The 25485-nt window shown below is 35.1% G+C and carries 24 protein-coding genes; 16 read left to right on the top strand and 8 right to left on the bottom strand.

Annotated features, from left to right (window positions below; genetic code table 11):
* Positions 1 to 49: 49 nt before the first annotated feature.
* The 8 genes from ACTNEP_RS04525 to ACTNEP_RS04490 all read left to right on the top strand — a co-directional run bounded on the left by ACTNEP_RS04525 (position 50) and on the right by ACTNEP_RS04490 (position 9308).
* Positions 50 to 1831, top strand: coding sequence for a cache domain-containing sensor histidine kinase (locus ACTNEP_RS04525; protein WP_441160496.1), 1782 nt, complete (start codon positions 50 to 52; stop codon positions 1829 to 1831).
* A complete protein-coding gene (locus ACTNEP_RS04520; RefSeq protein WP_441160494.1) occupies positions 1806 to 3347 on the top strand; it encodes a response regulator transcription factor in 1542 nt (513 codons plus the stop codon). Before ACTNEP_RS04525 ends, ACTNEP_RS04520 begins: the two co-directional genes overlap by 26 nt.
* A gap of 129 nt (positions 3348 to 3476) precedes the next feature.
* The gene (locus ACTNEP_RS04515; protein ID WP_441160492.1) at positions 3477 to 4817 is read left to right on the top strand and encodes an ABC transporter substrate-binding protein; all 1341 of its coding nucleotides are present in this window, start codon (positions 3477 to 3479) and stop codon (positions 4815 to 4817) included.
* Positions 4818 to 4901: 84 nt separating this feature from the next.
* Positions 4902 to 5798 (top strand): carbohydrate ABC transporter permease, encoded by an 897-nt coding sequence (locus ACTNEP_RS04510; RefSeq protein ID WP_441160491.1) that lies wholly within the window; start codon positions 4902 to 4904, stop codon positions 5796 to 5798.
* 3 nt (positions 5799 to 5801) lie between these two features.
* The gene (locus ACTNEP_RS04505) at positions 5802 to 6641 is read left to right on the top strand and encodes a carbohydrate ABC transporter permease (protein ID WP_441160490.1); all 840 of its coding nucleotides are present in this window, start codon (positions 5802 to 5804) and stop codon (positions 6639 to 6641) included.
* Positions 6642 to 6711: 70 nt separating this feature from the next.
* Positions 6712 to 7344: a YesL family protein gene (locus ACTNEP_RS04500; protein WP_441160489.1), complete on the top strand. Its 633-nt coding sequence runs from the start codon at positions 6712 to 6714 to the stop codon at positions 7342 to 7344.
* A 417-nt stretch (positions 7345 to 7761) separates the two neighbouring features.
* Complete coding sequence (locus ACTNEP_RS04495) at positions 7762 to 8997, top strand: C40 family peptidase (RefSeq protein ID WP_441160488.1); 1236 nt, start codon at positions 7762 to 7764, stop codon at positions 8995 to 8997.
* Between the two features lie 71 nt (positions 8998 to 9068).
* A complete protein-coding gene (locus ACTNEP_RS04490; protein ID WP_441160487.1) occupies positions 9069 to 9308 on the top strand; it encodes a hypothetical protein in 240 nt (79 codons plus the stop codon).
* A gap of 199 nt (positions 9309 to 9507) precedes the next feature.
* Here the strand turns inward: ACTNEP_RS04490 and ACTNEP_RS04485 are convergent, their stop codons facing one another.
* From ACTNEP_RS04485 to ACTNEP_RS04475, 3 genes are all read right to left on the bottom strand, one after another.
* Positions 9508 to 9936 (bottom strand): BrxA/BrxB family bacilliredoxin, encoded by a 429-nt coding sequence (locus ACTNEP_RS04485; RefSeq protein WP_441160486.1) that lies wholly within the window; start codon positions 9934 to 9936, stop codon positions 9508 to 9510.
* Between the two features lie 61 nt (positions 9937 to 9997).
* Positions 9998 to 11731, bottom strand: a complete 1734-nt coding sequence (gene pabB, locus ACTNEP_RS04480) for an aminodeoxychorismate synthase component I (protein WP_441160485.1) — start codon at positions 11729 to 11731, stop codon at positions 9998 to 10000.
* Positions 11728 to 12357, bottom strand: coding sequence for an anthranilate synthase component II (locus ACTNEP_RS04475; RefSeq protein ID WP_441160484.1), 630 nt, complete (start codon positions 12355 to 12357; stop codon positions 11728 to 11730). Before ACTNEP_RS04475 ends, pabB begins: the two co-directional genes overlap by 4 nt.
* A gap of 173 nt (positions 12358 to 12530) precedes the next feature.
* On the opposite strand from ACTNEP_RS04475, the gene ACTNEP_RS04470 reads away from it, so the two are divergent.
* From ACTNEP_RS04470 to ACTNEP_RS04440, 7 genes are all read left to right on the top strand, one after another.
* Positions 12531 to 13484 carry an ABC transporter permease gene (locus ACTNEP_RS04470; RefSeq protein WP_441160482.1) on the top strand — a complete coding sequence of 318 codons (954 nt, stop codon included), beginning with the start codon at positions 12531 to 12533 and terminating at the stop codon, positions 13482 to 13484.
* A complete protein-coding gene (locus ACTNEP_RS04465; protein ID WP_441160481.1) occupies positions 13474 to 14421 on the top strand; it encodes an iron chelate uptake ABC transporter family permease subunit in 948 nt (315 codons plus the stop codon). Before ACTNEP_RS04470 ends, ACTNEP_RS04465 begins: the two co-directional genes overlap by 11 nt.
* Positions 14415 to 15173: an iron ABC transporter ATP-binding protein gene (locus ACTNEP_RS04460; RefSeq protein WP_441160480.1), complete on the top strand. Its 759-nt coding sequence runs from the start codon at positions 14415 to 14417 to the stop codon at positions 15171 to 15173. Before ACTNEP_RS04465 ends, ACTNEP_RS04460 begins: the two co-directional genes overlap by 7 nt.
* Positions 15174 to 15295: 122 nt before the next feature.
* Entirely contained in the window at positions 15296 to 16267 is a 972-nt protein-coding gene (locus tag ACTNEP_RS04455) for a siderophore ABC transporter substrate-binding protein (protein WP_441160479.1), read from the top strand.
* Between the two features lie 541 nt (positions 16268 to 16808).
* Positions 16809 to 17276, top strand: a complete 468-nt coding sequence (locus ACTNEP_RS04450) for a chemotaxis protein CheX (protein ID WP_441160478.1) — start codon at positions 16809 to 16811, stop codon at positions 17274 to 17276.
* A gap of 19 nt (positions 17277 to 17295) precedes the next feature.
* Positions 17296 to 17763: a chemotaxis protein CheW gene (locus tag ACTNEP_RS04445; RefSeq protein WP_441160477.1), complete on the top strand. Its 468-nt coding sequence runs from the start codon at positions 17296 to 17298 to the stop codon at positions 17761 to 17763.
* Between the two features lie 30 nt (positions 17764 to 17793).
* The gene (locus ACTNEP_RS04440) at positions 17794 to 18150 is read left to right on the top strand and encodes a response regulator (protein ID WP_441160476.1); all 357 of its coding nucleotides are present in this window, start codon (positions 17794 to 17796) and stop codon (positions 18148 to 18150) included.
* Positions 18151 to 18375: 225 nt separating this feature from the next.
* Here the strand turns inward: ACTNEP_RS04440 and ACTNEP_RS04435 are convergent, their stop codons facing one another.
* From ACTNEP_RS04435 to ACTNEP_RS04420, 4 genes are all read right to left on the bottom strand, one after another.
* Positions 18376 to 19008: a YczE/YyaS/YitT family protein gene (locus tag ACTNEP_RS04435; protein WP_441160475.1), complete on the bottom strand. Its 633-nt coding sequence runs from the start codon at positions 19006 to 19008 to the stop codon at positions 18376 to 18378.
* A 67-nt stretch (positions 19009 to 19075) separates the two neighbouring features.
* The gene (locus ACTNEP_RS04430) at positions 19076 to 20155 is read right to left on the bottom strand and encodes a Ger(x)C family spore germination protein (RefSeq protein WP_441160474.1); all 1080 of its coding nucleotides are present in this window, start codon (positions 20153 to 20155) and stop codon (positions 19076 to 19078) included.
* Positions 20145 to 21215, bottom strand: coding sequence for a GerAB/ArcD/ProY family transporter (locus ACTNEP_RS04425; protein ID WP_441160472.1), 1071 nt, complete (start codon positions 21213 to 21215; stop codon positions 20145 to 20147). The genes ACTNEP_RS04430 and ACTNEP_RS04425 overlap by 11 nt, the downstream gene beginning before the upstream one ends.
* 37 nt (positions 21216 to 21252) lie before the next feature.
* Positions 21253 to 22758, bottom strand: a complete 1506-nt coding sequence (locus ACTNEP_RS04420) for a spore germination protein (protein ID WP_441160471.1) — start codon at positions 22756 to 22758, stop codon at positions 21253 to 21255.
* 152 nt (positions 22759 to 22910) lie between these two features.
* Between ACTNEP_RS04420 and ACTNEP_RS04415 the strand changes: the two genes are divergently transcribed.
* Positions 22911 to 24068 (top strand): acyl-CoA dehydrogenase family protein, encoded by a 1158-nt coding sequence (locus ACTNEP_RS04415; RefSeq protein ID WP_441160470.1) that lies wholly within the window; start codon positions 22911 to 22913, stop codon positions 24066 to 24068.
* Positions 24069 to 24113: 45 nt separating this feature from the next.
* Here the strand turns inward: ACTNEP_RS04415 and ACTNEP_RS04410 are convergent, their stop codons facing one another.
* Positions 24114 to 25259: a glycosyltransferase family 4 protein gene (locus ACTNEP_RS04410; RefSeq protein WP_441160468.1), complete on the bottom strand. Its 1146-nt coding sequence runs from the start codon at positions 25257 to 25259 to the stop codon at positions 24114 to 24116.
* Between the last annotated feature and the right edge of the window lie 226 nt (positions 25260 to 25485).

The following is a 25485-nucleotide window of genomic DNA, read 5'->3' as shown; positions in this document are numbered from 1 at the left end:
TTGCAACTTATAATAACTGTAAGCGTTAACAGAAGGTGGGTGGACGTACGTGCTAACAAAACTAAGGTTAAAATTTTTAAACTTACGCCTGAAATATAAAATGATTATTCTTACTTCTTTAGTACTTCTCGCTTTTAGTATAGGTGGATTATCGATTTTACAATATGCTTTCAATTTGTACAATAAAGAGATTTATCGTCAGTCTGCCCAAGCTCTGCAAGTTTCCACTAATTCAGTAGAAGCTGAATTAAAAAAGATGGAACGTCTTTCTTATCAAATTTCCACAGATACTTATGTGCAGTCTTACTTACTGGAATTAGGCAATACTGATTCAAGCTATGATCAATTTATGATAGGTAATGAACTCCGCAAAAGATTATTGCATATCGGTGCTTTAAATAAATATGTACAATCAGTTCAAGTATATGATAAGAATGACAAAGAATATGCCAGTGGAAATTTAATGCTGAAGCTATCTGATGAAAGAATGGGGACGATGAAAGAGGCAGCAAAAGAAGAACAAGGCGGGGTCAATTGGATATCACCATCTGACAATGATGAGACTGTCATAGCAGTTCGAGAAATACGAGAATATCTAGATTTCTCGTTTGAAAGGTTGGGGACAGTCGGGATTAGAGTGGATATAAAGGAGATTATGGAAGATTTAACTAGTAATTTGAAAGAGCAAGAAACAAATTTTCTCATTTTTGACCAAGATGGACAGCAGGTGTTTGCCAATGAACATCTCCTTGATGAGATCAAACCATCAGATTTTATTGAGCATGAGCAAGGTTATCAAATTATTAAATATAACGGGGAGCGGTATTTTGTTACCTATTCTGAAGCAAATCACTTAGAGTGGACATATATGATCTTAACCCCATACAGTAATTTGTTTACTGTTATTACCAAAGCACGGACAGCAGTCTTTTTTACATATTTTGCACTATTCTTACTGATGATTTTCTTAGGATCTAAATTCACCGGTACCATTGTGAATCCAATTGAAAGTTTAAATAAAAAAATGAAAAAAGTTCAGACAGGTGATATGGACTACTATGATGTTGGAACGGAAACAGAGCTAACCAAAGATGAGGCTGGCCAAATGCATGAGAATTTTAAGAAAATGATGAACCAGATTAATTATTTAATTGGTGAAAATTATAAAAAACAATTATTAATTAAGGAATCCGAATTTAAAACATTACAGGCACAAGTCAACCCACATTTTCTATATAATACGCTCGAATCGATTAATTGGTCTGCAAAAATGGCAGGTGAAAGGAAAATATCGCAAATGGCTGAGTCACTAGGCTATGTCTTGCGTGCATCGATTAATATGAAAGATTCCATGATTCCGTTGAAGGAAGAACTTACGATTGTCGATCACTACATTACTATTCAATGTCATCGTTTTGATGAAAGATTACAGGTTTCCAAAGATATCCCTAAGTCATTTTTATCTGTGCTGGTACCAAAATTTATTATTCAACCATTAGTTGAGAATTCTATTCGTTATGGCCTTCAAGAGATGATTGGTGTTTGTAAAATTCATCTATCTATTAAAGATATAGAAGGTACAATCGTTATATGTGTGGAAGATAATGGACCGGGCATGCAAAAATCATATTTACAACAAATTGAAAAAGGTAACTATAAGCCTAAAGGGATGGGAATAGGCCTGCGAAACATTAATGAACGTGTCAAAATGCTATTTGGTGAGGAATTTGGACTTACCATTGAAAGTGAAATCGGAAATGGCACGAAAGTTTCTATTACTTTGCCAAAGGAGGATAATCAAAACTATGTACAAAGTGTTGCTAGTAGATGATGAGCGGATGATCCTTGATGGAATCTCGGTGATCGTGGATTGGAATAAGCACGATACAGAGTTGATAGGCAAAGCATTGAATGGTGTGGAAGCTTATGATTTTATAACAAAACAGCAACCAGACATCGTGATTACTGATATAACAATGCCAGGCTTAGATGGAATTGAATTAGTAAGAAAAGCAAGAAAAGATTACCCTTCCATCAAATGGATCTTTTTATCCGGATTTAATGAATTTGAATATGCGAGACAGGCTATGCGATTTGGTGTGAAGCATTACTTGTTAAAACCGTGTAATGAAGACCATATCTCGGAAGCACTGTATGAAGTTGTCAAAGAGAAGCGAGCGGAAGAAGAAGCAATAGCATATGTACGGACTATCGAAAAAGAAGTGACAGTAAATACGGTTAACCAATATGAAGAAGTGCTAAAACAATTTTTTACTTATGAGCAAATAGCCGAAACCAGCCAGTCTAAAATGAAAATGTTGGTAGAAGATCTTTACCCGTCTGATTCCTTCTTTTTTTGGATGCTCTTCATGGAAGGGAGAATAGCTTATGATCAGATCAATGAATTAGTGGATAAGATCAATCAAGCATTTCCTCATGAAAATGTCATTACTACCTTAATTGAAAATAAATTAATTGTGTGGATGCGTTTTTCAGAAGAAAATCAAATGAAAATAAAAGCGTTTTTTGAATCAGAAATACAAAATACAGTATTACGTATAACGGCTGTATTAACAAAAGGTTTTGTTAAAGAGCAAACAGCAAATATTCCTAAGTTAGATGATATGGTACAGCAAGTTTTTTATCATCCTCGATATAGTTTGATCGCCTATCATCAATGGATTCACTTTAAGGAGGTATTTCATGCTGATCTGGAAATTGATCTTGATACCATCGTATACTTTTTGAAAAAAAAGTTAAAAAAGCAAGCTAATTCATATCTTTCGGATTATATGGAGAAGTTAAAAAAACACAAAGTTGCTCCAAAAGTTACAAGAGGATATTTTATACAAATCTATTTATTATTGATGAATAAGTTTACTCATCAATCGACAGAGGATCGGGTTCAAGCAATAGGGCAGATGGAGGAGTATCAGCATTATTCAGACTTTGTTGCTTTTTTTGATAATCTTTTTGAGCGAATGATGGTACAAAATGAAGCACCCCCTAAATATTCAAAGGTGGTTAGGGAAATGCTAGCGTGTATTGATGCTGAAATAGAAAACCCTGAATTATCACTTCAATGGCTAGCTAATCATTGCCTTTATATGAACGCGGATTATTTAGGTAAAATCTTCAAAAAAGAAATAGGGCAGCGCTTTTCTTCGTATGTAACAAATGTCCGTATTAATAAAGCGGTGGAAATTATTGAAGAAGAGCAGGACATTAAAGTATTTGAATTGGCTCAAAGGTTGGGATTTGGTAATAATCCCCAATATTTCAGTCAAATTTTCAAAAGGATGAAAGGTTTTACCCCATCTGAAATTATAAAGTCAAATGAGGGTTGAAGGTAAGGTGTTTAAATTCCTCTTCTTTTTAAACATTTATCACTGTTTTTTGTATCATACTAATGTTTGGTTTTCTGATATCATATATCTGTAATCGCTTACAGCGGATTAAAAAGGGGAGGGAAAAATATGAAAAAATCTTTGTTAGTACTGTTAGGAATAATGATGATTCTGTGGTTAGCAGCTTGTGGTGGAGACGACAGTTCTGAAGAGACTGGCGGTGACACAGACAGTGATGCAACAGAAGAAACAACAGATGAAAATACAGATACAGATGCTGCATCAAGTGATGGTGATGTTACATTAAGAATTGCTTGGTGGGGAGAACAATCAAGACATGATTATACATTGGAAGTAATTGAACTATTTGAAGAAAAAAATCCTGGTGTGAAGCTGGAGCCGGAGTACGCCAGCTGGGATGATTATTGGCAAAAATTAGCACCACAGGCAGCAGCAAATGAGTTACCTGATATTATCGCAATGGACTTATCCTATTTATCACAATATGCAGATAACAATCAATTAGCAGACTTAACACCATTTATTGGGAACGAAATTGATGTATCAAATATTTCAGAGGATATCGTTAACGGCGGTGCAGTTGGTGAAGGAGTATATGGCTTCAATTTAGGAGTAAATGCTGTAGGTTTCCATTATAATCCTGAGCTATTAGCTGAGGTAGGTATAGGTGAAATTCCTGAGGATTGGACTTGGGATGAATATTTAGAATTGTCACAGCAGGCTGTTGATGCAGGAGTTTACTTTGATACAGGCTTCCAGCCAGACGTATTTTTCAATTACTATTTACGTCAGCATGGCCAACGTCTGTATGCGGAAGATGGAAGCGGTTTAGGTTATGATGACGACCAATTATTTGTTGATTTCTTCACTATCGTGCAAGGTCAAGTCGAAAAAGAAGCGACACCTACACCAGACTATTTAGCTCAATTAGCAGGTCCTGAAGAAGATCCAGCGGTAAAAGGAGAAGGTATCGGTGTTTTCCAATGGTCTAATCAATTCGTTGGTTTAGAGCAGATTTCAGAATATGAATTTGAAATTGCTCCGATGCCAGGGCCAAATGCAGAAGATGGTTTATACTTGAAGCCAAGTATGTTCTTCTCCGTATCGGAAAACTCTGAACAAAAAGAAGCTGCTGCTCAATTCATTGACTTCTTTGTTAATGATCTTGATGCAAATAACATTATTCTAGGTGAACGTGGTGTTCCAGTTAATTCTGAAATTAATGAGGCTTTACTTAGTGAAGTATCAGATTCACAAGCAAAAGTATTCGAGTACGTAGCATGGGCAGAAGAAAATAGTACCGAAATGGGTGCACCAGATCCATCCGGTGCAGGTGAAATTATTTCTGCTTTAGATAACCTGTCAGAACAAATTGCATATGGAGAAATTTCACCAGAAGATGCTGCACAACACTTCAGAAATCAAGCAGAAGGTATTTTAGGAAATTAATCAACAGTCATGAAACTTGGATAGCTGATCTTTAAATGATCAGCTATCGTTGTTCAACATGCAATAGAGAGAGGAGATAGACTAATGCAGACACATGTAAAGCAAAACCTGTGGGGATATATCTTTATTGGACCGTTTATTATTGGTTTTTTAGCTTTTACAATCATTCCTATCGTTGCTTCTTTTTATTTTTCATTTACTTCGTATAACCTATTTTCTTCACCAGAATGGATAGGATTAGATAACTTTAAAAGAATGTTTACAGATGATCCCAGGTATCTTCATTCATTAAAAATTACATTTATTTATGTATTTGTAGGTGTACCGTTAAGGTTAGGATTCGCTTTATTAGTAGCAATGCTGTTAAATACAGCATCAAGAGCAGTTGGTTTATACCGTACATTGTACTATTTACCGTCCCTGATTGGTGGAAGTGTTGCCGTTGCGATTATGTGGCGTAACATTTTTGGTGATGAGGGAATTGTTAACATAGCTCTAATGTCAATGGGAATTGATCCGGTACGTTGGTTTGGTAATCCAACAGCTGCCCTTTGGATGCTAATTTTCCTATCTATTTGGCAATTTGGATCTTCGATGCTAATTTTTCTAGCGGGCTTAAAATCAATCCCGCAAAGTTATTATGAAGCAGCAAGTGTCGATGGTGCAAGCTTCTTTCAAAAGTTTGGCAAAATTACAATTCCAATGTTAAGTCCGGTTATATTATTTAACGCAATTATGCAAACGATCGCAGCATTTATGACCTTTGTACCAGCATTTATTATTTCGAAGGGTACTGGTGGACCATTAGATGGTACGCTACTTTATTCACTTTACCTCTTTATGCAAGGTTTTGAGTTTTTCCATATGGGCTACGCCTCAGCAATGGCTTGGGTTATGCTTATCATCATTGCGATATTAACGTCACTCATTTTCTTCTCATCTAAATTCTGGGTTCACTACGAATCAGAAGGAGGCAGATAATCGATGAAAACTAAACATATGAAGAAGCTTGCTTATCATATTATTGTCGGTGGATTTGCCATTCTGTTACTGTACCCGGTAATTTGGCTGGTAATGAGCTCGTTTAAAGAGAGTGAAAAAATCTTTGTCACAGCTGACTCTTTAATCCCTGATCCTTTTATTTTAGGGAACTATGCCCAAGGATGGGAAGGGTTCGGTGATTATGGATTTGGTACGTTTATTACGAATACAGCTGTTTTCGTCGTACTTGTTTTAATAGGTCACTTAATTTCCTGTTCATTAATTGCATTTGGCTTTGCAAGGTTAAAGTTTACAGGAAGAAATTTTTGGTTTGCGATTATGATTATGACATTAATGCTTCCATATGAAGTAGTAATGATTCCTCAATATATTATATTTGCCCAATTAGATTGGTTAAACTCATTAAAACCATTAGTAGTTCCTGCTTATTTTGGTCATCCATTCTTTATCTTTTTGCTCGTTCAATTTATAAGAACGATACCTAGAGAGTTGGATGAAGCAGCAATTATCGACGGTTGTAATACATTTGGAATTTATTATCGAATTATTTTACCGTTAATTGTTCCAGCACTTGCAACTACAGCAATTTTTACTTTCTATTGGACTTGGGACAATTTACTTGGACCCGTTTTATACTTAAATAGTCCATCAAAATATACGGTATCAATGGCATTAAACATGTTCTTAAGTAATGAAACTGTATCTAACTGGGGAGCAATGTTTGCCATGTCCGTTGTTTCGTTAATACCGGTATTCATTATCTTCTTTATATTCCAGCGTTATGTGGTGGAAGGTATCAGTACGAGCGGGTTGAAAGGGTAATGGAGGGAGGTAATTGTTCTGTTGATGTTACAATTACCTCTTTTGATAAGTGTTAAAGGAGGAAATTAGTATGAATGCATTAAATAAAGCATTTGAATGGATAACGAAGGTAGCATATTTGAATCTGTTATGGATTGGTTTTTCATTGCTCGGACTAATTATTGTAGGGCTGTTTCCAGCAACAGCTGCTACTTTCAGTGTGGCAAGAAAATGGGTTACAGGTAATACTGATATTCCTCTTTTTAAGACTTTCTGGAAAGGATTTCGCCAATCGTTAGTACAAGCGAATATCCTCGGGTATATATTAGTAATTGTCAGCTATATTCTTTATTTGGATTTTTTATTTATTACAGTAGTTCAAAATGACTATCTCCTGCTACTGACTATACCTTTTTTATTTATAACCATACTTTTTATCTTAACATCATTTTATATTTTTCCGGTATATGCACATTACGACATGAAATTGTTACAAGTAATTAAAAGCTCTTTTTTCATGATGATATTAAATCCGCTTCAAACGATTGTCATGCTTTTGGGGTCTTTCGGAATCATATATGGGTTATGGCACTTTCAATGGATGGCACTTTTCTTCAGCATGAGTCTACTAGCCGTTGCCTTATCAATGCCGGCCCATAAAGCTTTTAGTAAAATACAAGAAAAGAAAACATATTTCAATCAAAAGAATTTGCTGGAAGAATAAAAGAGCTAATAGGCTCTTTTTTTTTTGCGCTATAAATACTTATACTGCAAAATTAGATTGCAATTATGAGATGAGTTTTGCAATATAACAGCATTTTTCATACACAGAATAAAAAGTTTCATTATGAACAATATCATTAGTGCATAATAGTATCTAGTATAAATTAATCTAGATGACTAGGGTGATGCTTTCATAAATATACTAGAGTATTAGGGTCACGACATAAGTAGACATAAGTCGTAATAATATTGAAATATTTTTGTAATATTTACATAACATTAGTGAAATCTAACTATGTTACAATAATTTTGGCTTAAAAAATAGGCTTAAGAAACTATAAGAAACCCGATTGTAAGGGGAAACATACATAGAGAAAGCGACTAACATAAAAATTTTGTTGGAAAGTAGGGGAATCGAGTGCGAGAAATAAAAGGATTTATGAAGGACTCTGCCGTTGTATTAACGATTATGTCAAGTTTTTTCTTTGTTCAGACTGTGAATGCGGAAACAGAAGAAGAAATTCAGGCACAACGCTCTGAGGTACAATCAAGCATTGAAGAGAAGGAGCAAGAGATTAAGCAGATTAAAGAAGAGTTAATAGAATTAAACGAGCAACTCATAAGGTTAGAGGAAGCGATTGAAGACAATGAAGAAGTGATTGAGGAAACGGAAAGCGAAATTGTTAATGTGGAAACAGAGGTTAGTGATCTAGAAGCGGAAATTGAAGAAATCCAACAAAATATTGAACGAAGAAATGAAATACTGAAGGAAAGAATTTCTTCATTGCAAGAAAATGGTGGTTCATCTAGTTATCTAGAAGTTTTATTGGGTGCTGCGAATTTCATAGATTTTGTTGATAGAGTAGCATTAGTACATAAGATTACGCAAGCTGACCAAGATTTACTTGAGAATCAGCAAAAAGATAAGTTGGAAGTCGAGGAAAGCAAAGCAGAATTAAGCGCTAAATTAGAAGAATTAGAAGTTATGAAAGCAGAATATGAAGACATGCAAGAGCAGATCATTGAACAAAAAGAACAAAGTGAAGAATTGAAAGAAGAACTAAAAGAAAAAGAAGAAGAAAATAGCGAGATATTAGAAGATTTGAAAATTGAAGATGAAATCTTAAGAAGAAAAGCACAAGCAGTTAGAGAAGCAGAAGAAGAGGCTCGCGCGCAAGAATTAGCAGCCAGAAATTCAAGTGGATCTGAGGATAGTGCTATTGAGCAGTATGCTAGTAGCTCTTCTAATGTAGCTTCACCAAGTTCTAGTATGGTAAAGACGGTAACGACGGTAGGTAATAAGTACATTGGTAACTCAGTTTATGTCTTTGGCGGTGGCAGATCTGCTTACGATATTGCTAATGGTCGCTTTGATTGTTCAGGCTTTGTTAGTTGGGCTTTCAAACAGGCTGGAATTAGCTTGCCAGCAAGCACATCTAGTTTAGCATCAGTAGGATCAAAAGTTTCACCTAGCGATATGCAACCAGGAGACCTTGTCTTCTTTAATACAAACGGTACTAATGGACATGTTGGTATCTACCTAGGTAATAATAAATTTATCGGTTCTCAAAGTTCAACTGGTGTTGCAGTTGCTAACATGGGCAGTGGCTACTGGAAATCCAACTTCTCAGGACTTGTACGTCGTGTAGGATAATAGTTGAAGATCCCGTTATATAACGGGATCTTTTGCCGTTTTATGAAGTAATGTAGATAAGGAGTGATAAGATGATAAGCTATTATATTGCCGTGACGTATGATATATGTGAACATAACAATCTATATGAAGTGATGAATCACTATAAGGTAGATTTGGCTGTGGATTTGCATAAGCAACTAAGTGAATGGGCAAAGCAGGATGTTGCTCCATTAGTAAAAGTGTTTGAATCAGAAACAAGTGATTTTATCAAACCGAGACTTCATAAGGAATATAGATTTGAACAATATGATTGTCACTGTGAGGAATAATTTTTTTGCTAATCAATCGATAATAACAATAAATAGGGAACGAAAAAAATCCGAACAATAAAATGAGGCAATCAAACGTGGTCAACAGTAGAAAACTTCGCGTAAAGCGAAATACTTTGACGGAACCGTGAATGAGCATATCATTAATGTTCGGATTTTTCTCTATCTTCTATTCTTTTGTCCCAGTTTGTAGCGGCTGTTAACAGATTTCAGAGTAGGCGTTTGTCAGTTCTGTTACGATATCTTCCACTTCATGTCCCTCAATTCGTTCCCGAGGAATAAAGTGTTTTAATTCCCCACCTTGTACAATAGCCATTGATGGGGAAGAAGGCTCTACACCTTCGAAGTATTCCCGCATTTTAGCAGTTGCTTCTCGGTCTTGCCCAGCAAATACGGTAACGAGCTTGGCGGGTTTCTTTTCACTATTTAATGATTGGACAGCAGCAGGTCTTGCTAAACCAGCTGCACAGCCACAAACAGAATTAACAACAACTAATGCCGTATCCTCATTAGAAGACATGAATTGATCGACTTCCTCAGGTGTGAGTAATTCTTGAAAACCAGCATTGGTTAATTCATCTCTCATAGATTGTGTAATTTCCCTCATATATTCTTCATATGCATTCATTGTTCTACCTCCTAATTATACTCTAATCCGATTTTAACAAATATGAAGTGGAACTAGCGACTTATTTGTCTGAAAGTGAGTCCTCAAATTGAACACGAACCCATCCTTGTATACTATTAATAAACCAAATTTGTTCATATTGCTTTAACTCTGACAAAGGTATTTGTTTTTCTTTTATCTTATTTTCTTCCAGTAGTTGTAGGCGCTGAGTACCTGGAAGTAGTCCGTCCGAAACAGGAGGAGTAAAAAAACGACCATCTTTTTCTACAACAATATTTCCAATTGTAAACTCTGTAATATATCCTTCGTTGTTCCATAAAAGTGTGGACAAGACATGAGGTGGTGTAGCCTGATCTATTTTCTGATAAATTTCTCTGTTCGTTGTCTTATGATATAGATAAATATTGTTTTTATCAACTGGTGTCGGTGCGACAATTGTTCGGATTGGTCCATCAATTGGTTTTACAGGCTGGCATTCTAACTCCATCTTACCTGATGGATGATAGACTAGCCGAACTTTATAAACGCCTTTCTTGAATTGATTTGCTAAAATAGCTAATTCCTCTTTCACTTTATCCATAGCAAAGGGATATCCAAAATACTGTGCAGAATGGTTAAGCCTTTGTATATGATAATCCATTAATGGATAATTTCCATTATCTAACTTCAAGGATTCCAATAAGGAAACTGCTTTTCTTTTTTGATGTAAAACTTCTGCCTTCTGATTTAATTCATGGTATTCACTTTTACTTGTTGAATCCCATGTAATACCCCCGCCTGTACCGTAAACAGCATTATTTCCATTAATAAGAACGGTCCGAATAGGGACATTAAAGATTGCTTCTCTTTGTGGAGAAATCCAGCCAATGGCACCGCAATACACTTCTCTAGGTGTATCTTCTAAGTTTGCAATATATTTCATTGTCTCTACTTTAGGGGCACCTGTTATCGAGCCACAGGGAAATAAGGCTTGAAACCAATCATATACTCTCATAGTTTCTAGACTTGCCTCAATGGTGGATGTCATTTGGTGAACTGTAGGGTATGTCTCCACGTCAAACAAACTCGTAACTTCAACGGTACCAGGTTTGGCAATTTGTCCAATATCGTTTCGTAATAAGTCAACGATCATTACGTTTTCTGCCTGATCTTTCTCTGACTCTTTTAATTGTTGTTTTAATTCTAAATCTTCTTGATAGGTTCGGCCCCGCTTTATCGTGCCTTTCATTGGTTTAGTTATAATCCTTTCATCCTTGACTTGGAAGAATAATTCAGGAGAAACAGATAATATCTGAAAGTCTTCTATGTCAAGGAATCCGCAATAGAGAGCTTCTTGATTTTTAACTAATTGTTGATAAAAAGAATAAGCGTTACCTTTGAAGTGAGCATGGAGCCTTGTAGTGTAATTAACTTGATAGGTATTTCCTTCTTTAATTGCTTTTTTAATACGAGCAATATTAGTTTGATAGTCTTCATAGCTTGTCATATGCTTCCAATTGGACAGCATATAATCCGTTTCCTCCATTTGCCGTTTCCTGGTAATTGGTTTCTCAAATGCTGCTAGCCAGATAAGCGGTAGTTTATTATCCTTCTGAACGTGATAACTTGGATCAAATGCAGGTGCAGCTTCATATGAGATAAAGCCAGCAATGAAATAGCCATTATCAAGATATGCTTCCAATTCTTCGAATATTATAGGCACTTGGTGAATCTGCTTGGTTTTCCATACTTTGACTGGATTGTCAAATTGTTGGACGCTTTGATGAAAATTAAATTGTAAAAATGGCTTACTCATATAATCACTCCATTTATCGCAAGCTCGTAACTATTTCTTATCATATCAAAACCATATTCTGTGAGAATAGCTTCTGGATGAAATTGTATTCCCTCTATTTGATATTTTTTATGCTTTATTGCCATGATATCATTATCATAGGTTAATGCTGTAGTTAATAATTCTTGCTCCGGGAGTTTTGTCGTAATTAGTGAATGATATCTGGTGACCGTAATATCGTTTGGCAAAGTATGAAAAATACCAGTGCCATTATGTTTAATTTTTGATACTTTCCCATGCATGGGTGCGGAAGCTTTTGTTACTTGTCCACCGAAATAGTAGACAATTATTTGCATACCTAGACATACTCCGAGAATAGGGATAGAAGAATGGAAGTTATCCACTATCGAGATGCATTCTTTTTGCTCCTCAGGTGCCCCTGGGCCAGGTGATAAAACAATTAAATCAGGGTTTAGTTTCTGTATTTTCTCAATGGTAATCCGATCATTGCGAACGACGTATACCTGCTCTGTTAATTGACGGTAATACTGAGCAAGATTATATGTAAATGAATCATAATTATCGATAATAATAACCACTAGTTTTCTTCCTTTCTGTACAAGCTTCCCTACGTTATTATAGCGCACAATTCTTTCTTCCTCTAATATTCTTTTCTAATCACGAAGCTATTATTAGAATTCCATTACCGCAATTTTCAAAAAAGTATTGACAGTTTTACGGAATATGATAGTATTATTAATGTGTCTAATTGATAATGAATCTCATTATTAAAAAGTGAACAGGAAGGCCTAGGAATCTTATGAAGAAGCGATATTTAATTGTATTATTAGTTGTATTATCAGTCATCTCTTTGTTTATTGGAGTTATTGAATTAGATCCAAGGCATTTGTTCCAATTAACAGAAGATCAAAAAGAAATTTTACTTATTAGTAGGTTTCCACGGTTAATTAGTATTATCATCGCCGGAATGAGCATGAGTATTTGTGGTTTAATTATGCAACAATTAAGCCGGAACAAATTTGTATCACCGACAACAGCAGGGACAATGGACTCTGCCCGATTTGGTATTTTGATAGCTTTAATGGTATTTCCGGCTGCAGGTCCAATTGAGAAAATGTTGGTGGCATTTACCTTTGCATTACTAGGTACTTTCATTTTTATGAAAATACTGGATAAGGTGAAATTTAAAGATCCCATTTTCATTCCGTTAGTCGGTTTAATGTTTGGTAATATTGTCAGTTCTATTACTACATTTTTCGCCTATCAAAATGACCTGATTCAGAATATGTCCTCATGGCTGCAAGGAAATTTTGCTCTGATTCTTCAGGGGCGGTATGAAATGTTATACATAAGTATACCGTTGGTTATTTTCGCTTATATATATGCAAATAAATTTACGATTGCAGGTATGGGTGAGGATTTTTCAAAGAATTTAGGAATGAATCATAAGCGAGTAGTTAATGTAGGACTGGTAATAGTAGCGATCATAACATCGGTCGTGATCTTAACAGTAGGTATGATTCCGTTTCTAGGTTTAATTATTCCAAATATCGTTTCGATTTATCGTGGAGACCATTTGAAGAATAGCTTACCGCATACAGCATTACTTGGAGCTGTATTCGTATTAGCCTGTGATATATTAGGAAGAGTGATCATATTCCCGTATGAAATAGCCATTGGTGTAACAGTTGGTGTTATTGGTAGTGGGATCTTCCTTTACTTAATCTTGAGGAGATCTGCATATGCGTCTTAAGTCAAAGTTATCAATATTAATACTTTTGAGCCTTATTCTGATTGCAATATATCTTTTTTCAGGTGTTCCAGGAAATTGGGAATACATATTGCCAAGAAGGTTCAGCAGAGTGCTGGCTATTATTATAACCGGTTCTGTTATAGCGATCGCAACCGTAGTTTTTCAGACGATCACAAATAACAGAATCCTAACTCCAAGTGTGATCGGATTAGATTCACTATATGTATTGCTGCAAACTTTTTTTATCTTCGTATTTGGTTCAACAAGTGCATTTGCGGTTAATGCAAATTTGAATTTTGCTATTTCTGTTGGAGCGATGATTGTATTCGCGTTTTTGCTCTATCATTTACTTTTTAAAAAACAGAAAAATGTTTACTTTTTATTATTAGTAGGAATTGTATTTGGTACTTTCTTTGGAAGTCTATCTTCTTTTATGGAAGTATTAATTGATCCAAATGAATTTATGATAGTCCAAAATCGAATGTTTGCTAGTTTTAACAATGTGAATACCGATATACTGGTCTTTGCTATCATTATTCTCATGCTTACCATTGTTTATTTTTGGAAGTATATTAAGTTTTTAGATGTTATGTCATTAGGAAAAGAACATGCGATCAATTTAGGTATCAATTATGATCATGTAGTAAAGCGATTGTTAATCGTAATAGCGATCTGGATTTCTGTTGCTACTGCATTAGTTGGTCCGATTCTCTTCTTAGGATTGTTAGTTGCAAATGTTACTTACGAGTTTATGAAAACCTATCGCCACAAATATTTACTTATTGCTTCTGCTTTAGTAAGTATCGTCGCTTTAGTAGGTGGACAGTTAGTGGTAGATCGCATCTTTTCATTTGAAACAACATTAAGTGTAATTATTAACTTTATTGGTGGAGTATATTTCTTATATCTGATTTTAAAGGAGAATAAAGCATGGTAGAAGTACAGGAGATTACCAAAAAGTATGGAAATACTGCAGTTGTAGATCAGGTTTCGGTCTCCATTCCAAAAGGAAAAATAACCTCCTTTATTGGACCGAATGGTGCTGGGAAAAGTACTTTATTATCGATTGTAAGTCGCTTGATTACAAAGGATTCTGGTGAAGTCCTGATAGATGATCAAGAAATATCGTCGGTTAAAAGCAATGCGTTAGCGAAAAAGATAGCTATTCTCAAGCAATCTAACGATTTAAATGTAAGATTAACTGTAAAAGAACTAGTTGGCTTTGGTCGTTTTCCTTATTCACAAGGAAGGTTGACAAAAGAAGACCGTCAATTTGTTCAAGATGCAATCGATTATATGGAACTTAGCGATATGCAAAATAAATACTTAGATGAATTAAGTGGTGGACAGCGTCAACGTGCTTTTATCGCAATGGTAATTGCTCAGGATACAGACTATATTCTGTTAGATGAACCACTTAATAATTTAGATATGAAGCATTCTGTGCAGATTATGAAGGTATTGAAAAGATTGGTAAATGAATTGGGCAAAACAGTTGTTATTGTCATACATGATGTTAATTTTGCATCTGTTTATTCAGATTACATCGTGGCATTAAAGCATGGGAAAATTGTTCATCAAGGTCCTAAAGATGAAATGATTGATAAAGAAGTTCTCCGCGATGTCTATGACATGGATATTCAGATTCAAGATATTGATCAATGTAAAATTTGTTTATATTTTAATTAGTGGTTTAATCATATGAACACTTTTTATCTTCCTTACAGATGTTGATAGGGCCCATTAACATGGAACTAGAGATGAAGTGATCATAGTAAACATATTGAAAAAATAATAAGGAGAGTATAATCATGAAGAAATTAATTTTCTTTTTATCTTTTATAGCTTTACTATTTGTGGTTACAGCATGTGGTACAGATAGTGATACGCAGGCAAATGAGGAACAAAGTCAATCAACAGAAGCTTCAGAAAATGAAGAACAACCAGCAGAGGTAGTTGTCGAGCATGAGTTAGACACGACGACCGTACCAGTGAACCCAGAAAAAGTAGTTGTGTTTGACTACGGTACATTAGAAACATTAGACGAACTAGGGGTTGAAGTAGCAGGTGTTCCGCAAGGTAATCTGCCTCCTCATTTGGAAAACTATGAAAGTGATGAATATACGAATGTTGGTTCATTGAAAGAACCTGATTTCGAAGCGTTAGCGGTACTTGATCCTGATTTAATTATCATCTCTGGTCGTCAATCTGAAGTATATGACGATTTAGCAGAGTTAGCACCAACCATTTATATGGGTGTAGATACAGGAAACTATTTAGACTCATTCAAGGCTAATGTCGAAACGTTAGGCGAAATCTTTGCTAAGGAAGAGCTAGCAGCGGAGAAGTTGGATGAAGTATTAGCAGTAGTGGATGAAGTGAAAGCATCTACTGAATCGTCAGAAGGTAAGGGTTTAATTGTTTTAACAAATGACGGTAGTATAAGTGCATATGGTGCTGGTTCACGTTTTGGCTTGATACACGATGAATTAGGAGTTGCACAAGCAGATGAAAATATTGAGGTAGCAACACACGGTCAAAATGTAAGCTTTGAATATATCGCAGAAACGAATCCTGATTACTTATTTGTGATAGATCGTAACACCATCGTAGGCGGAGAAGAATCTGCGCAGAAAACATTGGATAACGATCTTGTACAAGGAACAAGCGCGGGACAAAATGATAAAATTATATATTTAGACCCGAACTACTGGTATATTTCTGGCGGTGGTTTGGAATCAGTTAGAGAAATGGCAACTGAAGTAAGAGACGCTATTCAATAATTATGAAATTATAAACTGGATATGTATTAACCCCGTTTCATCGATGATGGAACGGGGTTTTTAAATAGGAAGATTTATAGAATATGACTTAGCTGACAATTAACATGATGAAAAGCCAACTTCAAACAAGATAATGAACAAATCTAATAAGGAAGAGCACGGATTTGTTGAATAAGGGGAGATAATGAACAAATCTCGTAGGGAAGACCAAGAATTTGTTGAATAAATAAATATAATCAACAAATGTATTGGAAAAGGGAAAGATCTGTTGAATAATTTCGTTAGCACCCGAAAGAAGCTAAGGAATAGTATAAAAAGGTGGTTTAACAATCTATGATTACAGCATGCCACTTTCTTCACTTCGGAAAATAGGTAAAATAACTCATTATAACAACTTCAGAACATGGTATAATGTCATTAAAAGTACTGTCTTATTTGATTCTAAATATCCATGATGGTGTTGTGTATTCTCTCATCATTAGGTATTATGATATATAAGGAATGATTAAATCTTACCAGATGGGATTGAGGGGATATAATTATGGCATCATCAACTGAAGTACAAGCTAATGAAATCATAAAAGAATTATACAATGGATCTGTCCAATCTATCAAAAATGTTGTGCCTGTTGAGCATCAGTTTGAATCACCAAAAATGACTACTAAGCCATTAAACGTGGAATACGGAGTGTTGATAGGATATAGTGGGACATTTAAGGGAGATTTATTAATTCAGGCCAATCAACATGTATTCAGTTCCATTGGAGAAGCTTTATATGGAATGCAATTGTCAGAAGATATGTTGGATTCTTTCTCAGGAGAATTAGGTAATATGTTGGCAGGCGGATTGTCGACGCACTTAGCAAACGCTGGTATTAATACAGATATTACTCATCCAACCATTATTAATGGGAATGCAAATTTAACTGGTTTTAAAAGAATACTTGAGGTAGAAATACACTATCCAAGTATTGGTGATATGAAAATGTCACTTCTATTAAATCAATAAAAAGGCTGGTGTTATAAAAATGGAAACAACGATAACAAAAACAATCATTTTTAAGTTGAATAATCAGGAATACGGTGCAAATATTGATCAAATACGGTCTATTGAGAGATTAGAAGAAATAGTCTCGGTACCACAAACATCTGATTTTATAAAAGGAATCATCAATCTGCGTGGTAGTGTTACACCAATTATTGATTTACGTACTAGACTTGGAATGAAAGAGGCAAAACCAACGGAAGAAACTAGAGTGTTAATTGCAAATGTTCGAGATGTAAACGTAGGTTTAATTGTTGATGAAGCTACTGATGTAATTGATATTTCACCAGAAATTGTGGAAGATGCACCAGAGTTAGTCAAAGGTGTAGATTACCAATTTATAAAAGGTGTAGCTAAATTACCTGAACGAGGTATGTTGCTGTTGCTAGACCTTGATTATGTATTAAGTTTAAACGAGATTGAAGAAGTACAACAAGTAGCAGATAATTAAAAATTTGATAGATCAACGGAGGGGAATAGTTTGGCTCGAATATTGATTGTAGATGATGCTGCTTTTATGCGTATGCAATTAAAAAATATTTTTACTAACTTAGGACATGAAGTAGTAGGAGAAGCAGAAAACGGACAGCAAGCAGCCAGCTTGTATGAAGAATTACAACCTGACATTGTTTCGATGGATATCACAATGCCAGAAATGAATGGGGTTGAAGCAACGAAGGAGATAAAAAGTAAAGATGCAAATGCAACAATCATTATGTGTTCTGCAATGGGACAGCAACAAATGGTATTAGATGCGATAAAAGCAGGAGCCACTGATTTTATCGTAAAACCATTCACTGAAGAGCGTGTAAAAGAAACGCTAGAAAAAATAGAATAGAATAATGGTATGCTAGCTCCTAACTAATTGAAAACCCGTTCGAAATACTTCGAACGGGTTTTCAGTTTTCCCAAACAACTAAAGGATTCTTCTATTATATGATGTCCATGAGTTCATCATTTCTATGCTGTTATAATTTTATGCTATAAATACTTCGGCATAATGTGCACAGCAGCTTTAGTTACGATTACTTTCCCACCTGTGTAACGAAGTACGATGATTTTGTTAGCTTGCCTTCATTTTGCGCATTACATATTTCTGTTTAATTGAAACGATATGAGTACGTAATGCTTGAATAACAACACCAGTAAATAATGCATTTAGTAATGTGCCAATTCCAATATCACCTTGAAAGAGAAAAGCAATGATAACTAGAACAATGCTTATGATGGCACGAGATTTCCCAAACGATAATCCTGTTTTATCGGTTAAAATAACCATAGAACGATCCATCGGGTTCGGAGCGAAGCTAGATTCCAAATAAATCGCAATACCGATGCCGCTGAAAAGGATACCAAGTAACAGTAAAATGGATTGTTCCAACCAATTATTAGGTGTTAGCCAAGACCCTTGGATCAATAGCCATGAATCAATTCCAAGACCAGTAAGTAAAGAAGTTAACAATGCAAACAGTTCAGGCTTGGCTTTTATTGCAATCGCATTGATCATAACGATTGTAAAGCCGACAAGAATTTCCCAGCTTCCAATTGACAATCCGAATGTTCGGTATAAACCTACAAGCAATGCATCGAAAGGTGAGGCACCTAATTGTGATTGAATGGTGATGGAAATCCCTAATGTTAACATAATAATACCAAATATATATATCATGAATGATGAAATTAATTTTTGCATCATGTTCCTTTCCCCCTAGCATGGTACACTATAACAGAAAAAAGCTGTAAAGGGAATAAATGAACACTTTTTATTGAATTATGTTACTTAAATCTAACTCGAAATCGACAGAAGGAGAAATCGTTATGTTTGGATACTGTGTTTCCCATTCTTTTACATTCCAATCTTTAAAATTACTTTTAGCGGAAGCGCCAACCATAAGTGGATCAATTCCCAATTCTTGAAAAGTCTGTACTAATTGCTTACCTTCCTCCTCCAGTTTTTTCGATACAGCCTCTTCCAATTCTTTTTTTTCAGCAAAAGTTTTCATCCACATATTATTCGACTCCTTTAACGTTCCCGTGATATCAGCCTTTATTACTACTTCATTCCTTGACTTCCAATGTAAGCTATTCGTTGATCGAATCGAACTGATTGCTAACGTTTTGTTTTTTTCTTTCCATTCAAATTCATACGTGTGATCCTTACAATCTTGATATAATAACGTAAAAATAAAAAATTGTTCATAAGGAATTTCATAAACTAATTTGTCATCTTTCATCATGCCTAAAGCTACTATATCAACGGTACGATCGCCTAGTTTCAGAATCGGGAGAAATGGATCCATTCCCTCCCCGACTAAACGATAATTGAAATCATGCAAATTCATTTTGGGAATATTTGTTTCACTATTATTTTCGATCAATTTTTCAATAAATCTAGAAAGTGTTAATTCCAAGTTAGTGGCATTTTTCAATAATGCTTCTGCTTCTCCTTGAACAAAGGCTATATTTAGGTCCCTTCCCAGATCCGGGTCTTCATTAATACCTTCGATAATATTAAAGATACCTTTTTTTGCTAACTCCTCGCCAAATAAAATATCAGCTAAATTACCGACCTCCACTTGAAAGGGTGCTTGTGTTTGAATATAGGAATTAATATCCTGAAAGGTATTAGCATTACCGGTATATTGCACATTTTGATTCATATCTGATTGTTCACTAACACCAAAAATAGGAGCAACAGCTGTCCCTTTGTATGTTTCAGTAGTTGGATCCCAATCATAACCAAATGCCATAATCAATTCAACATCATCAAGTATTTTTGTCTTCACACAGCCTGTTAGTATGAAACAGCATAATAAAATAAGGTAACAACCATTAGCGCGCATGCTTATTTTTCACTCCTACTACTATTTTCTGGATAATAAATATTAATGGAATATAACCAAATAATAAACCAAATCCCACTCTTGAAATGGTGGTGGAGATAGTCTCGATGACAAGAAAGTTATTTATTAGATAGATACACACTATTGCTAATAATGAACAAAAGATACTTGTTTTTCGAAAAGATATCGCTGTTAGTCGGTTAAAGCATTGGATGCTTGCCCAGAAATATAAGCAACTGGTTGCTATAATGGCAAACAAGTGCATGCTAATCCCAATATATTCAAACCTTTCAATAATAGGCATATTAATCACTTTCCACAAATGAAGGGTTGGCCAGGATATTAATTGAAGTTGTTGCTCGTTATAATACATAAAAATAATAATAGCAGAAATAAAATAGACGAGCGTTGTATAGATATTCCCAGAAACTGCCCATTTTAATCCAGATGGGAAACGATGGATAAATGGAGCATAAATTAAAATTAATTCAATGCCTAAAAAACCAAAAGACATTGGTTCCACTGCCATTACAATATCTTTCATCGGAGTATTGAAAAGGGGAAGTAAATTACTAAAGTGCCCATCAATAACTCCTCCAAATTTAAACAATGCTAAAAAAGAAGTGATAAAAAAACTAAAAAATGCAAAACCGGCCACAATTCGAAATCCACCTAGACTAACGTATAAAATAAGAATGAGTAAAAAAGAAAGGAACACTTTGATCGACATATCTGGAAAAAACCAAATTTGGATAATTTCAATATAAGAAATTAAAACAATAATGGAAACAATTAGCAGATATAACCCGAATATGAATGTTAAAACCTTGCCGATTATGTTACCAAATAGATATTGGTGAATATCCATCAAGTCAAGCTGCTGATTTCCTATTATTCTCCAGATCATAACAATTACAATAGTTGTAAGGATGCCAGTGATAATGATACTTATCCAAGAATCATATCCAGCGATATTTGCAATGTCTCGTTCAAAACTTAAGATACCTTCACCAAGTTGGGTCGCGTGGATAATAAAAAATAACAAAAAGGGTGATAGCATCTATGTTAGATCCGGTTTAAATTGTTTCATGATTAACCTACTTTCGTTTCCCTCGCTTAGGGATTGTTCTAGAAAGGTTTACTCGATTTTTATCTTTTGGTGTTGTGATAATAGGTCTTGATCCTTGTAAGTTAAAAGGTAAGCGAATGACAGCATCTTTAAAATCTCTCCAGCGTGGAGGATATAATGGTTCTAAAAATGGCCGACCTAATGATGTTAACCTTAATAGGTGTGTAACAAGAAACATCAGTCCAATAATAATTCCGACTATCCCCCACATTTGAGCAAAAATAATAAAAGGAAAGCGAATTAATCGAATCGTATTACCAATCCGGTAAATCGGTGTTGTAAAGGAGGCTAATGCTGCTAAAGCTACTAATATAAGCAATACATTACTAGTTAGTCCTGCTTCTACTGCTGCTGTACCGATTACGATACCACCAACAATACCGATTGTTTGGCCGATTTTGGTTGGAAGTCGTGCTCCAGCTTCCCTTAATAACTCAATCGATAATTCGAGAATGAGTACTTCAATAATTGGAGGGAAGGGAATATCCTTTCTAGAGGAGACTAATGTCCCTAACAAATCTCCGGGAACGATGTGATAATGGTAAGTTAACACAGCCACATACATAGGTGTAATAAGTACAGAAAAGATCACCGCAAAGATACGAATAATTCGAAATGCCGAAGCAATCGGCCATGTTAAAAAATAATCTTCATAGGATGCAAAAAATTCTCCTAGCGTAGTTGGGGCTATTAAAACATGTGGTGATCCATCAACGACTACCGCAATTTTCCCTTCTACTAAAGCACTACTCACTCGATCTGGACGTTCTGTATCCATTAATTGAGGAAAAGGTGATTGTGAATTATCTGAAATCATTTGAGCAATAAAGGAACTGTCCATGATTTGGTCATATTCAACATCTGAAATTCTTTGTATAACTGTATCTACATTATCCTGATTCGCGACTCCTTCAATATAGACAACGGCAATTTCAGTTTTTGTAATTTTCCCTACTTGAAGTTTTTTTATATGTAGTTGAGGTAGTTTTACTCTTTTACGAATTAGGTTAATGTTCGTATTCATGTCTTCGATGAAAGCAAGTTTAGGACCGAGAACACTAAATTCTATTTCAGGCTGAGCTACTTCCCGATCTACTGCAAACTTAGCAGGGATAAGGAGTACTTCTTGATTGTTATTAACAAATTTTAGCGCTATGTATCCATTTAGTAATTTTTCTTCGATTGTTTTCATATCTGAGGTTATTTCTGTCTCAGAAAAAGGAAGTAAATTTTCTAATGCAGGAAGATGATCAATCTTAGCGTCATCTAATTTGTCAAAAAGATTAACCTCGATCTTTTCCATCGCAATTAACGAGTTATAATAATAAAGTTCAATATTATTAGTATTTCCTAAAGTTAAACACATAAAATCATCACTGTTTTTCATTACAGTGAGTAAGTCATCAATACTTTTTCTATCTTTTTTCGATTGATTATTTATTTTTCTCTTATAGAAGTTTTTTTTTCTGCTCATTATTAAATACCTCGTGGTGAAATATTGTGATTAGTATGTGTGATTTGGTAGTGAAGTATACACTTGGTAACAGCTTATTGTCTGAGTAGATTAGTGGCAAAATTTATGATAGTTCGTTATTATCAAACTAAGCACCAAAAGGAGGTAAATGAATGGATTCATCAAGGAATTTTCTTCAGACAGAGCGACATGAAGAGCTTTACCAAAAAGCAGCGCAATTAGCTGTCAAAATAAAAAATAGAAGGCAACAGGCTGACAAAGAGGCAACCTTACCAGTTGAGAATATCAAAGACTTGCGCCAATCCAACTATTTATCATTAACATTACCAAAAGAATATGGGGGAGAAGCGTTAAGTTTATATGAATTTTTGCTTGTCCAAGAAAAATTAGCAGAAGGTGATGGTGCGACCGCTCTTTCAGTTGGTTGGCATTTAGGAGTAATGAAAGAGCTCAGTGAAGATAAATTATGGGAGCAGCAAAAGTTTGATTATCTTGCAAAAGAAGTAGGGGAGCAGCAAAAATTAGTGAACCGTTGTGCTACAGAACCTGCGACAGGAAGTCCGACACGCGGAGGTATTCCTGAAACGACGGCTGTTTTGGATAGAGAAGCGTATGTTGTTAATGGTAGAAAGACTTTTGCAACAATGGCATTAGTACTGGATTATTATATCGTAACAGCTTATGTAAAAGACAGAGATGCCGTCGGTTCTATTTTGATTCCGAAAGAAACAGAAGGTCTACATGTTGATAAAACATGGGATACTTTAGGTATGCGTGGAACGGCTAGTGATGACTTAATACTAGAAAATGTACGAGTACCAAAAGATAATTTAGTAGAAGTAAGTGATAAACCGAAGAGACCAGGTCCAAAAGGCTGGTTATTACATATTCCTGCCTGCTATTTAGGTATTGCTCTTGCAGCACGTAATGATGTGATTAAATTTGCCAAAGAATTTCAGCCGAACAGTCTGAATAAACCAATATCAGAAGTAGAGCATGTACGCAATAAAGTAGGAGAAATCGACCTGAAGTTATTACAAGCACGACATTTTATGTACAGTGTTGCAGAGAAATGGGATGTATATCCACACAAACGTGAACAATTAATGAAAGAACTTGGTGCTGTAAAGCTAGTTGCCACCAATAGCGCAAACGAAGTAGTTGACCTTGTCATGCGGATTGTTGGAGGGCGCGGCTTATCTAAAAATATGCCGTTTGAACAATATTATCGTGATGTAAGGGCAGGGCTACATAATCCACCGATGGATGATATGGTTATTTCTTTATTAGCTAAAAACGCATTTTCCTGACTTAACTGCATTTTACTATTACTACCAAAAAAGCATGCTTTGTCATTAAGCATGCTTTTGATTGTTTTTTGTTTCATCTAATATAAATTGATAAGTGATGATTAATTCTTCAAAACGGTCTTCCCAACGTTGCTTTTGAGCATAACGAACAGCATTTTGTTCCAATTGATCTCGCCAATCTTTATCACTTAATATCGAACGAATAGCTTGAATAAATGAATCTATATTATTGCAATCACACAACTTTCCGGTAAAACCTTCTTGGACAATATTTTTTACACCACCTGCATTCGCCGAAACAACTGGTGTTCCTGTCGCCAATGCTTCTAACACTACATTACCAAATGTTTCAGTTTCAGATGGAAATACAAAAATATCGCTGGCAGCAACAATATTTGCTACCTCACGCTGTGTTAAGAATCCTGTATATGTTACATTTTGATGCCAGTCTTTCTCAAGATCCGTTTTTGAAGGACCATCACCTACAATGAGCCAATGAATATCTTTTTGTAATACAGCTGGAAGTTGTTTGGCGATATGAGGTAGTAATTCAACGTTTTTTTCTGGTGCTAATCGACCTACATAACTTAAAATATATCGTTCTTTTATTTTGTATTTCTTGCGGATTTCTTCCATAGAATAATGTGGGTGAAAAATAGTTGTATCGACACCGCGTTGCCATATTTGTAAGTTGCGGAAACCTTTTTGTTGTAGTTGTTGATATGTTACGGAAGATGGAACGAGAATACGACGAAGTGGTTGATGAAACCACTCCATATAACGCCAGAGCGCTTTCGATAACAATGTTAAATGATAGTATTTTAAATATTGATCAAAATCTGTGTGGTACGATCCAACGACTGGAATATTATATTTTTTTGCAAGGTGAAGTCCTGTTAATCCAATAGAAAATGGTGTAGCAACATGGATGATATCAGGTTGGAATTTTTTGATGATTTCCTTTAAATGAATAGTATTTGGTAAAGAGATACGACAATCTTTATAAAGTGGAAACGGAAAGCTTGATTGACGATAGATTTGACCGGCACTTATTTCTTTTCTTGTTTGTTTTGGTGAAATTACAATATAAGAATGGTTAGTTCGATCCAAATACTTAGTAAAACGCCCTAATGTTTTAGCAACACCGTTAACATCTGGAAGAAAGGTATCAGTAAAGATAGCTATTTTCAAAGTGTCTCCCCCCTAGGAACTATTCCTTATTTCAAACATATGTCGAAATAATGTAAAGAACAACAGGAATATGTTAAATGAATGTAAAAAATAACTAACATAATCTAGATACCTATAAAATATAAGGGAGATCATTCAATAATAGCTTTGGTCAATAATGAGAAAGTGTATATTACGGGGGAAGAGAAAGGAACAGGCAAATGTTTAGCAAAAAGAAATGGAACAA

This window comes from Gracilibacillus sp. HCP3S3_G5_2 (genome assembly GCF_052063305.1).
Taxonomy (GTDB): Bacteria; Bacillota; Bacilli; order Bacillales; family Amphibacillaceae; genus Gracilibacillus.
Note: the sequence above shows the minus strand (reverse complement) of the source record. Positions and strands in the feature narration are given on the sequence as shown.

Coding starts and splice junctions, on each gene's coding strand:
- ACTNEP_RS04520 (WP_441160494.1), top strand. CDS start 1,806: ATGTACAAAGTGTTGCTAGTAGATGATGAGCGGATGATCCTTGATGGA.
- ACTNEP_RS04515 (WP_441160492.1), top strand. CDS start 3,477: ATGAAAAAATCTTTGTTAGTACTGTTAGGAATAATGATGATTCTGTGG.
- ACTNEP_RS04510 (WP_441160491.1), top strand. CDS start 4,902: ATGCAGACACATGTAAAGCAAAACCTGTGGGGATATATCTTTATTGGA.
- ACTNEP_RS04505 (WP_441160490.1), top strand. CDS start 5,802: ATGAAAACTAAACATATGAAGAAGCTTGCTTATCATATTATTGTCGGT.
- ACTNEP_RS04500 (WP_441160489.1), top strand. CDS start 6,712: ATGAATGCATTAAATAAAGCATTTGAATGGATAACGAAGGTAGCATAT.
- ACTNEP_RS04490 (WP_441160487.1), top strand. CDS start 9,069: ATGATAAGCTATTATATTGCCGTGACGTATGATATATGTGAACATAAC.
- ACTNEP_RS04485 (WP_441160486.1), bottom strand. CDS start 9,936: ATGAATGCATATGAAGAATATATGAGGGAAATTACACAATCTATGAGA.
- pabB (WP_441160485.1), bottom strand. CDS start 11,731: ATGAGTAAGCCATTTTTACAATTTAATTTTCATCAAAGCGTCCAACAA.
- ACTNEP_RS04470 (WP_441160482.1), top strand. CDS start 12,531: ATGAAGAAGCGATATTTAATTGTATTATTAGTTGTATTATCAGTCATC.
- ACTNEP_RS04465 (WP_441160481.1), top strand. CDS start 13,474: ATGCGTCTTAAGTCAAAGTTATCAATATTAATACTTTTGAGCCTTATT.
- ACTNEP_RS04460 (WP_441160480.1), top strand. CDS start 14,415: ATGGTAGAAGTACAGGAGATTACCAAAAAGTATGGAAATACTGCAGTT.
- ACTNEP_RS04455 (WP_441160479.1), top strand. CDS start 15,296: ATGAAGAAATTAATTTTCTTTTTATCTTTTATAGCTTTACTATTTGTG.
- ACTNEP_RS04450 (WP_441160478.1), top strand. CDS start 16,809: ATGGCATCATCAACTGAAGTACAAGCTAATGAAATCATAAAAGAATTA.
- ACTNEP_RS04445 (WP_441160477.1), top strand. CDS start 17,296: ATGGAAACAACGATAACAAAAACAATCATTTTTAAGTTGAATAATCAG.
- ACTNEP_RS04435 (WP_441160475.1), bottom strand. CDS start 19,008: ATGATGCAAAAATTAATTTCATCATTCATGATATATATATTTGGTATT.
- ACTNEP_RS04430 (WP_441160474.1), bottom strand. CDS start 20,155: ATGCGCGCTAATGGTTGTTACCTTATTTTATTATGCTGTTTCATACTA.
- ACTNEP_RS04425 (WP_441160472.1), bottom strand. CDS start 21,215: ATGCTATCACCCTTTTTGTTATTTTTTATTATCCACGCGACCCAACTT.
- ACTNEP_RS04420 (WP_441160471.1), bottom strand. CDS start 22,758: ATGAGCAGAAAAAAAAACTTCTATAAGAGAAAAATAAATAATCAATCG.
- ACTNEP_RS04415 (WP_441160470.1), top strand. CDS start 22,911: ATGGATTCATCAAGGAATTTTCTTCAGACAGAGCGACATGAAGAGCTT.